Origin of the sequence: Amycolatopsis sp. w19 (genome assembly GCF_051373225.1) — a bacterium.
In the GTDB taxonomy this organism is placed as follows: domain Bacteria; phylum Actinomycetota; class Actinomycetes; order Mycobacteriales; family Pseudonocardiaceae; genus Amycolatopsis; species Amycolatopsis japonica.
The window spans coordinates 227,558-240,137 of record NZ_JBPQFM010000010.1 but is presented as its reverse complement, the minus strand read 5'-3'; the positions used below and the strand labels follow the sequence as shown (position 1 = coordinate 240,137).

11 protein-coding genes are annotated in these 12,580 nt (G+C 69.2%); 4 read left to right on the top strand and 7 right to left on the bottom strand.

The features are described 5' to 3' along the window. Positions 1–80 precede the first annotated feature (80 nt). Positions 81–773, top strand: coding sequence for a DNA alkylation repair protein (locus tag ACSMFO_RS21635; protein ID WP_436460256.1), 693 nt, complete (start codon positions 81–83; stop codon positions 771–773). On the opposite strand, the gene ACSMFO_RS21630 is transcribed toward ACSMFO_RS21635, so the two are convergent. From ACSMFO_RS21630 to infC, 7 genes are all read right to left on the bottom strand, one after another. Next, complete coding sequence (locus ACSMFO_RS21630; RefSeq protein ID WP_436460255.1) at positions 754–4,140, bottom strand: tetratricopeptide repeat protein; 3,387 nt, start codon at positions 4,138–4,140, stop codon at positions 754–756. The genes ACSMFO_RS21635 and ACSMFO_RS21630 overlap by 20 nt on opposite strands. Before the next feature lie 88 nt (positions 4,141–4,228). Then, a complete protein-coding gene (gene pheT, locus ACSMFO_RS21625; RefSeq protein WP_038511483.1) occupies positions 4,229–6,799 on the bottom strand; it encodes a phenylalanine--tRNA ligase subunit beta in 2,571 nt (856 codons plus the stop codon). After that, positions 6,800–7,864, bottom strand: a complete 1,065-nt coding sequence (gene pheS / locus ACSMFO_RS21620; protein ID WP_037345633.1) for a phenylalanine--tRNA ligase subunit alpha — start codon at positions 7,862–7,864, stop codon at positions 6,800–6,802. A 236-nt stretch (positions 7,865–8,100) separates the two neighbouring features. Beyond that, positions 8,101–8,934, bottom strand: a complete 834-nt coding sequence (locus tag ACSMFO_RS21615; protein ID WP_436460274.1) for a TrmH family RNA methyltransferase — start codon at positions 8,932–8,934, stop codon at positions 8,101–8,103. Then, a complete protein-coding gene (rplT, locus tag ACSMFO_RS21610) occupies positions 8,931–9,308 on the bottom strand; it encodes a 50S ribosomal protein L20 (RefSeq protein WP_005163284.1) in 378 nt (125 codons plus the stop codon). Before rplT ends, ACSMFO_RS21615 begins: the two co-directional genes overlap by 4 nt. 63 nt (positions 9,309–9,371) lie before the next feature. Further along, positions 9,372–9,566, bottom strand: a complete 195-nt coding sequence (gene rpmI, locus ACSMFO_RS21605) for a 50S ribosomal protein L35 (RefSeq protein ID WP_007028043.1) — start codon at positions 9,564–9,566, stop codon at positions 9,372–9,374. A 70-nt stretch (positions 9,567–9,636) separates the two neighbouring features. Continuing rightward, a complete protein-coding gene (gene infC / locus ACSMFO_RS21600) occupies positions 9,637–10,212 on the bottom strand; it encodes a translation initiation factor IF-3 (RefSeq protein ID WP_063273553.1) in 576 nt (191 codons plus the stop codon). Positions 10,213–10,480: 268 nt separating this feature from the next. Between infC and ACSMFO_RS21595 the strand changes: the two genes are divergently transcribed. The 3 genes from ACSMFO_RS21595 to ACSMFO_RS21585 all read left to right on the top strand — a co-directional run bounded on the left by ACSMFO_RS21595 (position 10,481) and on the right by ACSMFO_RS21585 (position 12,575). Then, complete coding sequence (locus ACSMFO_RS21595) at positions 10,481–10,840, top strand: DUF1844 domain-containing protein (RefSeq protein WP_005163289.1); 360 nt, start codon at positions 10,481–10,483, stop codon at positions 10,838–10,840. Positions 10,841–10,935: 95 nt separating this feature from the next. Further along, entirely contained in the window at positions 10,936–11,583 is a 648-nt protein-coding gene (locus ACSMFO_RS21590; protein WP_360123622.1) for a GntR family transcriptional regulator, read from the top strand. Further along, positions 11,580–12,575: a 1-aminocyclopropane-1-carboxylate deaminase gene (locus ACSMFO_RS21585; RefSeq protein ID WP_436460254.1), complete on the top strand. Its 996-nt coding sequence runs from the start codon at positions 11,580–11,582 to the stop codon at positions 12,573–12,575. The genes ACSMFO_RS21590 and ACSMFO_RS21585 overlap by 4 nt, the downstream gene beginning before the upstream one ends. Positions 12,576–12,580 lie beyond the last annotated feature (5 nt).

Sequence of the window (12,580 nt, the reverse complement as noted above, 5' to 3'; positions counted from 1 at the left end):
TCCGATCCCCGATCCGGGCATATCAGTCTTGTCGGTCCCCTGTCGTACGCTCGCGGCGCCCACTGGGGAAAGGAGAGCGCATGGACGAGGTGAAAAGCCTGGTTTCGGCGGTTCGCAACGGTTTGGCCGCGCTGGCCGATCCGGGGAAAGCGCCGTCGATGCGGGCGTACATGAAGTCGGAAATGCCGTTCCTCGGTGTGGCGTCGCCGCCTCGGACGGCCCTGCTGAAGCGGGTCTACGCCGAGAATCGGCTACCCGATCGTGTGAGCTTTTCGACGGCAATTCTCACGTTGTGGCGGGAGGCCGAGTTCCGCGAAGAGCGCTATGCGGCGATCGCCCTTTCCGGGCATCGCGCGTACACCCGTTGGCAGGACGTCGATCTGCTCGGCCTGTACGAGGAGATGATCGTGACGGGCGCGTGGTGGGACTATGTGGACGAAGTCGCCATCCGCCGGATCGGGCCGATCCTCCGCGCGGAACCCGAGACGGTGACCACGCTGATGCTGACCTGGGCCTACGACGAGGACAGGTGGCGCCGCCGCACCGCGGTCATCTGCCAGATCGGCGCCAAGGGCGGAACGGACACCGATCTGCTCACCCGTGCCGTCGAGGCGAACATCGACGACAAGGACTTCTTCCTGCGCAAGGGAATCGGCTGGGCCCTGCGCGAGTACGCGAAGACCGAGCCGGGCTGGGTGCGCGCGTTCGTCACCGCGCATCCGGCACTGTCCACTCTGTCCAGGAAGGAGGCGCTCAAGCACCTGGGAGAGTGAGCACCGGCCTGGGGATGAGGGCGATGAGATCCTCGATCACTCCGCCGAGTTCGGGTACCAGCACTCGTAGCTCTTTGAGATCGCGCAGCAACTCCAGGCGCGTCTCCTGCGGCGCGCCCTTTTCGAGCAGGGCCTTGAGGTCACGGGTCATTTCTTCCTCACGGCCGAGGACGAGGAGGTAGAAGAGCGGCTGGAGCTGGACGTCCCAGTCGAAGGCGCCGGTCGAGATCCGGGCGGTGGCCCTGTCGAGGCCTTCGTTCAGCGCCTGGTGGGCTTCTTCGGTTTTCCCTGTCTTCAGCCGGACGAGGGTGAGGAGGTTGTGCGCCCAGCCGAATTCCGGGGCGAGCGGGGCCAGGAGCGTCTCCGCCTCGTCGGTCTCCCCCGCGAACAGCAGGGCTTCCCCGAGGCTCTCGCGGTAGTCGGTGTCCTCCGGATCCGAGGCGACCAGTTCGCGCAGCTCCCGGATGGCCTCCTGGTACTCGCCGGCGCGGCAGCGGATGTCCGCGCGCAAGGCTTGGGCGCTCTCGCCGTGCCCTGCTTCCAGCGCGCTTTCCGTGTCGGACATCGCGCCTGCCAGGTCATCGAAGAGGAAGCGATGACGAGCGCGCCGGTAGGCGGCGTATCCGCTGTCCTGCCCCAGACGCACCCCTTCGTCCAGGGCGGCCCGGGCTTCGTCGTGGCGGTCGAGACCTCTGAGGATGTCGCCCCGGGTGGTGTGGAAGAAGGCCATCTCCGGGTTCGCCGCCACAGCGACGTCTATGTCGGCGAGAGCCTCAGCGAAGTCGCGGGCGCGCTGATGGGTCATCGCGCGCCAGGTGTGCGCCCATTCGTTGCCGGGTTCGAGTTCGATCGCGCGGCTCAGGGACTCGATCGCTTCTTGATTCCTCCTCAGCCGGCTGAGCATCATCCCTCGCTGCAGATGGTTCTCGGCGTCGTCGGGAGCGAGTTCGATCGCACGCTCGTAATCGGCGAGCGCCGCCTCACGATCATCCAGCTCGTCCTGCGTCTGGCCGCGCATGTAGTACGCCCATTCGTAGTCCGGGTCGATGCGCAGCGCGGCGGTGAAACCGTCGACGGCGAGCCGGTACCGTTCGCCGCGGTGGTGGAAAGCGGCCCGGATCGCGTGGGCCCTGGCGCTGCCGGGATCCGCCGCGACGATCGCGTCGAAGGCCGCCGACGCGGCGTCCCCGCCTTCAGTCCGCTCCAGGAACACCGCCAGCTCCGTCAGGTAGAAGACGTCTTTGGGGCGGAGGGCGGCGGCCGCGCGGTGACCGGCGAGTGCTTCGTCGTCGTCTCCCAGCTCGGCGAACAGCGTGGCCCGGTAGTGGACGGCCCAGGCATAGTCGGGATCGAGCCGGATCGCGATGTCGATCTCGTCGATCGCCTTCCGGACGTCGCCGCGTTTGAAGTGCACCTCGCTCCGGATGGAGTACGCCCACGTGTGGTCGGGCTGCAGACGGACGGCCTCGTCGAGGTCCGCCATCGCGCCGTCGAGATCGCCGAGCTCGGCACGGGCGGAACCGCGTCCACGCCACGAATAGGCGTAACCGGGGTCGAGTTCGATCGCCCGGTTCAGATCCGACAACGCCCGTTCCCAGTCACCCTCGTTGCGGAACAGGTTGCCTCGATCGCTCCACGGGTAGGGATCGGCGGGGTTCAGATCGAGAGCCCGATCGAAGTCCCGTGTCGCCGCGGCGATGTCGTCCTGCCCTTCGTAGGCCCACGCGCGCCGCCGGATCACCGTCGAGAGCCGGGCGGTGTCGAGTTCACCCGCGCCGGCGAGCAGGTCGAGCACCGGGATCTCCCGCGGGCCGTCGCCGTCGCCGATCGCGGCGGTCAGCCGTTGTCCCCAGCCCAGTACCGAAGGCGCGTCCGCGTCGACACCCGCCTGCTCCATCATGCGCGCCCAGGCCCGTGCGGGAGCGATGCCGGTGGTGATCATCTCCGCCGCGCCGAGCAGCGCGTCCGGCAGCGCGTCGGCCGGGGCGCCGCAGAGCCGGTGATAGGTCTGTTCGAGCTTCCTCTTCTGCCAGCGTTCGTCGCTCCAGGCGTCGCGATGGCTGCTCAGGCCGAGTTCGGCACAGCGTCCTTCGTAGTACTCGCCGAGCCGAAGGTGGCGTTCGGCGAACTCGGCGGGAGAACGCCCGCGTTCCAGCCGCACCATCGGGCCGCGGACCACCGGGTGGTAGCGCACTGGAAGCTCGCGGCGCCCGACGAACGGCAGTTCCCGCAGCCAGCGGAAGGTCTCCCCCGCGGTCTCCTTCCCGGTCAGCACGCCGATGACGTCCTCGTCGAGGAAGCGGGGCAGCGACGCGGTGGCGGCGATGTCCTTCCTGGCCTTTTCCGGGACCCAGTGGAGGAATCGCTTGACCGCGTCATCGCTGGGATCGCCGACGGCGTCCGCTCCGACGGGATTCCTGCTGGCCAGCATGGCGACCAGGACGGGCAGGCCGTCGGTCAGCCGCAGCACGATCTCGATGACCTGTTCGTCGGTGATCCCGTGTTCGGCGAGCAGGCGCCGTGCCTCCGGCTCGGTGAACGGCCGGAGTTCGATCTCGCGCACCAGCGGCGCGTGCCGGTTCCAGTTCGCCTCGTCCAGCGGGAACTGGCCCGCGACGGTGAGCACCAGGTTCTGCGGCAGATCGCCGTACAGTCCGGCGAGCAGGTCGAGCAGCCAGGTCTCCAGGACCGGCGCGGTCCGCTCGAAGGTGTCGAAGAACAGCGCGATCTGCCGCGTCTCCGGGATGCGCCACAGATCTTCGACGAACGGTTTGGTGAGCTCCTCAGCCGGTTCGAGGAGCAGCTGGACATCGGCCTTCCGCTTGAACTTCGCCGCGAGGTAGACCTGGAGCTGCTCCAGCTGTTTCGCCGTCGCGTCCGCGTCGATCGCGTCGGCGGCGATGCTTCCGCCGGGAAGCGTCTTCGCGACGCCGAGACCCGCCTTGACCACGGTCTTCGTGACGAGGGCGCGGCCTGCAGCGGGAGCCTGCGGATCGCTGTGAAGCCGTTCCCTCGCCTTGAGATAGGACTCGTAGCGCTTCTCGAAACGGCGCATCTCGTACCCGCCGCGAGCGAGGTCCTTCGCCAGTTTGACCAACGTCGCGGGCAAATCCTGCTGCCGGTCGTCGGCGAACCCGACGGCGGCGCGGGCTTCCTCGGCGATACCGCGAAGCTGGTCGAGGAGGAACGACTTGCCGACCCCCGCGAGGCCGTGCACCGAGTACAGGTACCGGCGGCGCCGGTCGTCTCCGGACAACCCCAGATTGTCCCGGAAGTCTTCACGTTCCCCGACCCTGCCGACGAAACCGTCGCTCAGCCTGGCGCGGGCGATGTCTTGGATGCTGGACCGGCCGTCTGGACGTGACACAAGTCCTCACTTTGCCACACCTGAAGCGCGTGAAGGCCCCCTTCCCTCGGCTGAGCCGAGGGAAGGGGGCCTTCACGGGACTACCGGGTCAGGCCCGCAGGCTCGCACCGAAGCGTTCACCGGCGACCGCGACGGCGGCGTCGCGGGCCTTGGTGGCCTCGTCGACGGTCAGCGTGCGGTCCGCGGCACGGAACCGCAGCTTGTACGCCACCGAACGCTTGCCCTCGCCCACCTGCTCGCCCTGGTAGGAGTCGAACAGCGTGATGTCCTCGAGCAGTTCGCCCGCGCCTTCACGCAGCGCCTCGGCCAGATCCGCCGACGGCACCTCCGCCTCGGCGACGAGGGCGACGTCGAGCAGCACCGGCGGGTACGCCGAGATCCGCGGCGCCGGACGGTCGTCCGGGATCGGGATCGCGTCCAGGTCGAGTTCCATCGCGACGGTGCGCGGAGGCAGCCCGAGCGCCTCGACGACCTTCGGGTGCAGCTCACCGGCGTAACCGACGGGCCACTGCCCCACCCGCAGCTGCGCGCAGCGGCCGGGGTGCCACGGCGGCTGATCCGCCGCGGCCGTGGTCAGCTCGACACCGGCGGCCTGCGCCACCAGCCGGGCGGCCTGGACCGCGTCGGCCCAGTTCGCCTGCTCACCCTCGCCCCACCAACCGGCGCGAGCGCGCTGACCGGCGAGCACGACGGCGACGTGCAGCGGCTGCGGCGGCACGGCCGCCTCCAGTACCGCGAGCTCCTCGTCGGTCGGCCGCCGGTCGACCCCGAGCGAAGGCATCGGGATCGGGTTCGGCCCGGGCAGCACGACCTGCCCGATGTGGAACAGCGAGACGTCCTTGAAACCGCGGGAAATGTTGCGCTGCAAGGTTTCCAGCAGCCCCGGCAGCAAGGTGCTCGCCATCCGGTCCTTGTCCGCCTCCAGCGGGTTGCGCACCTTGACGGTGCTGCGACGGACGTCGTCCTCGGGCAGCCCGAACGAATCCCAGACCGAGTCCGAGATGAACGGGAAGGGCAGCACCTCGACGTAGCCGTTCTCCGCCAGCGCGCGAGCGACCGAGCGGCGGCGACGCTGCGTGTCGGTGAGCCCACGGCCGGCCGGGGCGTCGGGCAGCACCGACGGGATGCTGTCGTAGCCCTCCAGCCGGAGCACCTCCTCGACCAGGTCGGCCGGCTGCACGAGGTCGCCACGCCAGCTCGGCGGGACCGCGGTCACCAGTGCGGTGCCGTCCTCCGACGTGCCCACGTTGACCTTGCACCCGATCTGCGAAAGCCGTTTGACCGTGACACCGCGCTCGTAGCGCACCCCGGCCACCTGGTCGGGCAGGCTGATCGGCATGGTCACCGGCGGGTTCGGCTCGACGCCGCCCTCGTCGGTGCGGCCGGGCAGGATCGAGCCCTCGCCGTACTGACGCAGCAGCCGCGCCGCGAACTCGACGGCCACCGCGCACAGCTGCGGGTCGGTGTAGCGCTCGAACCGCTTGGCCGCCTCGGAAAACAGCTTGTGACGGCGGGCCGTCCGGCTGATCGACGACGGATCCCAGTGCGCCGCTTCGAGCAGCACGTCGGTGCTCTCCGGCGTGATCTCGGTCGACGCGCCGCCCATCGTGCCCGCCAGCGAGATGACCCCGCTGTCGTCGGCGATCACCACGTCGTCCGCGTCGAGCGTGCGCTCGACATCGTCCAAAGTGGTCAGTTTCTCGCCCGGCTTCGCCTTGCGCACCACCAGATCGCCCTTGACCGAACCGGTCGCGAACGCGTGCAGCGGGTGCCCGAGTTCGAGCATGACGTAGTTGGTCACGTCGACCGCGAGGGAGATCGACCGGATGCCGGCCAGCATCAGGCGACGGCGCATCCACCACGGCGTCGGCGCGGTCGCGTCGAGGTTCTTGACCCGGCGCAGGACGAACCGCTTGCAGCCCTCGGTGTCTTCGAGGTGCACCGGCCAGACGTCGCTCTCGGCCTCGGGGACCTCGATGGACGCCGGGTCGCCGAACGGGACGTCGAGCGCGTTGGACAGCTCGCGGGCCAGGCCGCGGACCGACAGCGTGTACCCGCGGTCCGGGGTCGGCGTGACCTCGAGGACGGTGTCGTCGAGGCCGAGCAGCTTGCTCGCGTCTTCGCCGGGGCTGGCCGTGCTCGGCGGCAGCACCAGGATGCCGGAGTGGTCGTCGCCGATGCCGAGTTCGCTCGCGGAGCAGATCATGCCGTCGCTGAGGCGGCCGTAGGTCTTGCGCGAACCGATCTCGAAACCGCCGGGCAGCACGGTGCCGGGCAGCGCGACGACGACCAGGTCGCCCTCGGCGAAGTTCGTGGCACCGCAGATGATCCCGCGGGTCTTGATCCCCGTGGGGCCTTCGTCCTCGAAGGGACCTTCGTCGTCGTCCTCATCGTCGTCGAGGTTCTCATCCGGCTTGTCGGCGTCCTCGTCCTCCGACTCGCCGACATCGACCCGGCAGAACCGGACCGGCTTCTTGAACTCGGTGAGCTCCTCGATCTCGGCGACGCGGCCGACCACGAGCGGGCCGGTGACCGGTTCGAGCTTCCGGACGTCGTCGACCTCGATGCCGATCCGCACGAAGGCGTCGGCCAGATCCTGGGCCGTGACCTCCTCGTCGACGTCGAGGTGTTCGATCAGCCAGCTGGCTGGAACCTTCACTCAGGCCTCCGTTCCGAAGGGCAGGGTGAACCTGATGTCGCCCTCCACCATGTCGCGCATGTCCGGAATTCCGTTGCGGAACTGCAGGGTGCGCTCGATACCCATGCCGAAGGCGAAGCCCGAGTAGACCTCGGGATCGACGCCGCAGGCGCGCAAGACGTTGGGGTTGACCATTCCGCAGCCGCCCCATTCGACCCAGCCGGGGCCGCCCTTCTTCTCCTCGAACCAGACGTCGACCTCGGCCGATGGCTCGGTGAACGGGAAGAAGTGCGGACGCAGGCGCGTCTTCGAGGTCCCGCCGAACATCGCGCGGGCGAAGGCGTCGAGGGTGCCCTTGAGGTGCGCCATCGTCAGGCCCTTGTCCACCGCGAGCCCTTCGACCTGCGAGAACACCGGCGTGTGCGTGGCGTCGAGCTCGTCGGTCCGGTAGGTGCGGCCGGGGCAGACGACGTACACGGGCAGGTCGCGGTGCAGCAGCGTGCGGGCCTGCACCGGCGAGGTGTGCGTCCGCAGCACCAGGCCGGAGTCCTCCTCGCCGAGGTAGAACGTGTCCTGCAGCTGGCGCGCGGGGTGGTCCTTGCCGAAGTTCAGCGCGTCGAAGTTGAACCATTCGGCTTCGAGCTCCGGGCCGTCGGCGACCTCGTAGCCCATCGCGACGAACGCGTCGGCGATCCGCTCCGAGAGGGTCGCGATCGGGTGCCGGGCGCCGCGGGGCACGCGATCCCACGGCAGCGTGACGTCGACGGCCTCCTCGCGGAGCACCCTCTCGTCACGTTCCGCCTGCAGCACCGCGCGACGGGCGTCGAACGCGGACTGGATGCCCTGGCGCGCTTCGTTGACCCGCTTGCCTGCCTCGGCCTTCTCCTGCTTCGGCAGGGCGCCGATCTCGCGGCGGGCGAGCAGCAGCGGAGACTGGTCCCCGAGGTGGGCGGGTTTGACCGCGGCCAGCGCGTCGAGATCCGCCGCGGCCGCGAAATCCGTCTCGGCCTGTTTGACGGCGGCCGTCAACGTTTCCGGCGCGAGCGCCCCCGCCTGGGGGTCCTGCTTGTCGTTGGCTTCGGACATAACTCCTCGGCGTCCGCTGGGACTGGTCCGGTGCACGCGAGCGCACACATGGGTTTAGCAGCTGCTGAATTCTATGGGACAGCGAACGGCGGCCCCCGATCACCCTCGGGCTGGGCACACCGTCACTCGGGAGTGCGAAAAACGCGCTCTACGCCGTAAACAAGGTGCTGGAACGAACACTGCGTTCCATGAGAGCTCCCTTGGTGTCGTGGTGCGACGGCGTGATGCCCGCGACTCTACGTGGCCGCGGCCCGCGAAGCCATCGCATTTGTGTACACGCAGATGGCGGCGGCCGTCGCGAGGTTCAGGCTCTCCGCCTTGCCGTACATCGGGATCTTCACCGCGAGGTCGACCGTCTCCAGGACCTCGCGCGGCAAGCCGTGTGCCTCGTTGCCGAACACCCACGCCGTGGGCTCGTCGAAGGTCACCTGATCGAGTTCGGTGTCGGCGTAACCGTGTGCGCCGAGGGTGCGGAGTCCGGCGGCGGAGCAGGCCTTCAAGGCCGCGTCGACGTCCCGGATCCGGGTGATGGCGGGGTGGAACAGGCTGCCGGCGGCCGCACGCACGCATTTGCCGTTGTGCGGGTCGACGCTGTCCCCGGCGAGGACGACCGCGTCGGCGCCGGCCGCGTCCGCGACCCGGATCACGGTGCCCGCGTTGCCGGGGTCGGCGACGTCGACGAGGACGACGACGAGCTTCGCGCCCGGCTTCAGGACGGTTTCCTGTGGACGGTCGACGAGCGCGCAGACCGCGACGATGCCTTGCGGTGTCACGGTCTCGGACAGCCCGTCGGCGGCACGATCGGTGATCGGCGAGACGGGGACGCCCGCCTCGCGCGCGACGGTGAGCAGCCGCTCGTGCTGCGCGGCGGCGCGTTCGGTCACGAACAGCTCGTACACCGTGCCGCCGTCTTCGAGCGCGGCCTCGACGGCGTTCGCGCCCTCGGCGAGGAACCGGCCGGTCTTCTCGCGCTCGGCCCGGCGGGTGAGCTTGCGCGCAGCAACAACCCGGGGCGTCCGTTCGGTGAACGGAGCCGCCCCGGGTTGCGGAAGAGCGCTGTAGCCGGTCAGGCCGACTTCTTCTCTTCGGTGTTCACGTTCGCCTTGGCCAGCTCGGCCAGCGCGGTGAACGCCGCGGCGTCGTTGACGGCGAGGTCCGCGAGGATCTTGCGGTCGACCTCGACACCCGCGGCCTTGAGGCCCTGGATGAAGCGGTTGTAGGTCACGCCGTTGGCGCGGGCCGCCGCGTTGATACGGGTGATCCACAGCTGGCGGAAGTCACCCTTGCGGGCGCGACGGTCCCGGTAGGCGTAGTTCAGCGAGTGAAGCGTCTGCTCCTTCGCCTTGCGGTACAGCCGCGAACGCTGGCCGCGGTAGCCGCTGGCGAGCTCGAGAGTCGCGCGACGCTTCTTCTGGGCGTTGACAGCCCTCTTGACGCGTGCCACTGGGGTCCATCCTGTCGATCTGGGGGCGCGCTGGCGCGCCCGGCGTTTACAAAGTGCGGGGTGTCAGCGGCCGAGAAGGCGCTTGACGCGGCCGACGTCGTTCTTGGCGATCTCGGTCGTGCCTTCGAGGCGACGGGTGAGCCTGTTGGACTTCTTCTCCATCAGGTGGCGGCGGCCGGCCTTCTGGCGGCGCAGCTTGCCCGAACCCGTGACGCGGACACGCTTGGACGTCCCGCTGTGCGTCTTCATCTTCGGCATTACGTTGTCCTCTTCCGTGCGGCGGCACACCGGTGTTGCCCGGTGTGCCGCTGACATGTGCTGGTCGGCGCTACGCGTCGGCGGGCGGCTCGGACGTCTCGTCCTTGGCTGCCTTCGCGGCCTTCTGCGGCTTCACGTTCTTGTGCGGGGCCAACACCATGATCATGTTGCGACCGTCCTGCTTCGGCGACGACTCGACGAAGCCGAGCTCGGTCACCTCGTCGGCGAGCTTCTGCAGCAGACGGAACCCGAGTTCCGGCCGGGACTGCTCGCGACCGCGGAACATGATCGTGACCTTGACCTTGTTGCCTGCCGCAAGGAAGCGCGACACGTGACCCTTCTTGGTCTCGTAGTCGTGCTGGTCGATCTTCGGCCGCAGCTTCTGCTCTTTGATGACGGTGAGCTGCTGGTTGCGGCGGGACTCGCGGGCCTTCTGCGCGCTCTCGTACTTGAACTTGCCGAAGTCCATGAGCTTGCATACGGGCGGGCGTGCCTGCGGGGCGACCTCGACGAGATCGAGATCGTTCTCCTGTGCCAGCCGCAGCGCATCTTCGATCCGGACGATGCCGACCTGTTCACCGGCCGGCCCGACGAGGCGGACCTCCGGAACCCGGATTCGGTCGTTGATGCGTGTCTCGGAGCTGATGGGGCCTCCCTGGTTCGAGGTAAATTCTTCTACCGTTTCGACCTGGTGCCCACATACCTAAGGCCCCGGTACCGTGCGGTACGCGGGGCCCACTCTTTCCGATCGTGTTCGATCTCCAGAACCGAACACACCGCCTCGACGCCCGAAATCGTCTTGGCGAGACCGGACCCGGACACCTGATGTTGCGGCGGTGACACGGGTGGGAGCGGGGCTCCACTTGCCGCCCCCGATCGCTCGGGGGCTGGTCGCTCGTGGAAGGGTACCAGACGTGTCAGATGAACCCGTTCAGCAACCCCCGTATTCCCCGGACGTCCGCGACCTGGAGGACATCCCGAGCGTCGAGGTGATCAGCAGGGCGGCCGTCATGCTGCTCTCCGCCGGCGCCGAGCGTCTCGGCCTCGCGGACGAGGATCCGGCCAGCTCACCGCACCGCGACCTCGACGAAGCCCGTCGCCTGATCACCGCCCTCGCCGGGCTGGTCACCGCTTCGGCAGAGTACCTCGGCCTGCACGCCGGCCCGTTGCGCGACGGCCTGCAGTCGCTGCAGAAGGCGTTCCGCGAGGCTTCGGCCGTACCGGACGCGCCCGGGCAGGGCCCGGGCGAGAAGTACACGGGACCGGTCTACTAGTCCTCCGAAGTACATGAAGGCCCCCTTCCTTGCGCCTGGGTACAGGAAGGGGGCCTTCATGTACTTCCCCTTCGCCGTCGACTAACATTTCAGATGTGAGTGGGTTAGCGAAGGTACCGAGGTCCCTCCTCAGGGACGAGGCTTACGAGAGCATCCGGCGGGCGATCATCGACGGGACGCTGCCACCGGGCACGAACCTGCGCGACGGCGACCTCGCCGAGCAGCTGGGGCTTTCCCGGGCGCCGGTGCGCCAGGCCCTGCTGCGGCTGATCGAGGACGGTCTCGTCGAGTCGAAGCCCCAGAGCTACACACGGGTGGCGGGGTTCGTCCCCGACGACGTCCGTGACGCTCTGCAGCTCGTGCGCGCGCTGCACGAGTTCGCCGTCCGGGCGGGCGCGCCGCGGATGGGACCGGCGGAGGTCGCCGCGATGCGGGCGGCCAACACCCGGTTCGCCGACGCGATCGCCACCGGGGACATCGCGGCCGCGATCGCCGCCGACGACGAACTCCACGACGTCCCCGTCGCCGCCGCCCGCAACCGGGCGATCGCCGCGACGCTGGCCCGCTACACCCCGCTGTTGCGACGTCTCGAATACGCGCGCTTCGGCTCCCTGCCCGCCCACCGGTCGGTCCAGCGCCACGCGGAGCTGGCCGACGCCATCGAAGCAGGCGACGTCGACGCGGCCTGCGCGATCACCGCCACCATCTGGACCGAGCTCGAAGACCTCCTGGAGACGCCATGACCCTCGCCGACTTCCCCCGCTATCCGCTGCTGTTCGGCCCCTCCCCCGTTCACCCGCTCGAACGGCTCACCGCTCATCTCGGCGGCGCGCAGGTCTGGGCGAAACGCGAGGACGTCAACTCCGGGATCGCATTCGGCGGCAACAAGACGCGGAAGCTCGAATACCTGGTCGCCGACGCGCTGGCCCAGGGCGCGGACACGCTGATCTCGATCGGCGGCGTGCAGTCGAACCACACCCGCCAGGTCGCCGCGGCCGCCGCGCGCGCCGGGCTCGAAGCCGTGCTGGTGCAGGAGAGCTGGGTCGACTGGACCGATCCGATGTACGACAAGGTCGGCAACATCCAGCTCTCGCGCATCCTCGGGGCGGACATCCGGATGGTCGAGGCCGGGTTCGGCGTCGGGTTCAAGGAAAGCTGGGAGAACGCGGTCAAGGAGATCGAAGCCGACGGCGGGAAGCCGTACGCGATCCCGGCCGGCGGTTCGGACCACCGCCTCGGCGGGCTCGGCTTCGCGAACTGGATCGTCGAGCTCGAAGCGCAGGAGGCCGAACTCGGCGTCTTCTTCGACACGGTGGTCGTCTGCTCGGTCACCGGCAGCACGCAGGCGGGGATGGTCGCCGGGGCCGCGCTTTCCGGGAAGCCGCGGCGGATCCTCGGCATCGACGGCTCGGCGAAACCGGCGGAGACGCGCGACCAGATCACCCGTATCGCCCGGGCGACCGCGGAGCTGATCGGCGCGGGCGAGATCCGCGAAGTCGAACTGGACGAGCGCTATCACGCCGGGATCTACGGCATCCCGGACGAGTCCACTTTGGACGCGATCCGGACGCTGGCGCGGCTGGAGGGAGTGCTCACCGATCCGGTGTACGAGGGCAAGTCCATGGCGGGGCTGATCGACCTCGTTTCCCGCGGCGAGATCTCGCGGGATTCGAACGTGCTCTTCGCGCACCTGGGCGGGCAGCCCGCCCTCAACGGGTACACGAGCGTCCTCTGACCGAT